Source organism: Streptomyces sp. WM6386 (assembly GCF_000972385.1).
Taxonomy (GTDB): Bacteria; Actinomycetota; Actinomycetes; order Streptomycetales; family Streptomycetaceae; genus Streptomyces.
In genome coordinates, this window is sequence record NZ_JXTE01000439.1 from 1 (window position 1) to 508 (window position 508).

General features: G+C 71.7%; 1 protein-coding gene. It reads left to right on the forward strand.

Going from position 1 to position 508, the window contains the following annotated elements; genetic code table 11:
• Positions 1 to 128: 128 nt before the first annotated feature.
• Positions 129 to 508 (forward strand): SPASM domain-containing protein (locus TN53_RS42140; protein WP_234441859.1); only part of this gene is annotated, 380 nt, incomplete at its 3' end.

Consider the following 508-nt stretch of genomic DNA (forward strand, 5'->3'; position numbering starts at 1 on the left):
TTCGGGCACGCCGTACGCCGCCACCGCCTCCTCGACAGCATCGAACGCGCCGCAACCACCGGCGAACGCACCCGACTCGCCCCCTGACGCGGGCCGCCGAGGCCGTGCGCCGCGGTATCCCGCTACGCGTGGGCATCGTCGAGGTCCTGGAAGACCAGCGCGTCGCCCAGGCCCAAGAGGAACTGCGCCTGATGGAGGTGATGGCCATCAAGGTCGACCGGGCCCGCAAGGTGGGCCGCGCAGCCGACACGCACACAGCCCTGCCGAGCACGGCCGAGCTGTGCGGGAACTGCTTTCGCCACCGGGTGTCCGTGGATCCCGACGGGCAGGTCTCCGGCTGCATTCTGTCCCGGTTCCTGGTCGCCGGGAACGTCCGCGCCCAGCGTCTGGCGATCATCTGGCGCAGCGACCGGTGGCGGCAACTGACCGATGCCGTGCCGCTGCCGCGGGCTGCCTGTACTCCGGATGACTCGGGCGACTGCGACCCGGCCAGCACCGAGGCGTGCAA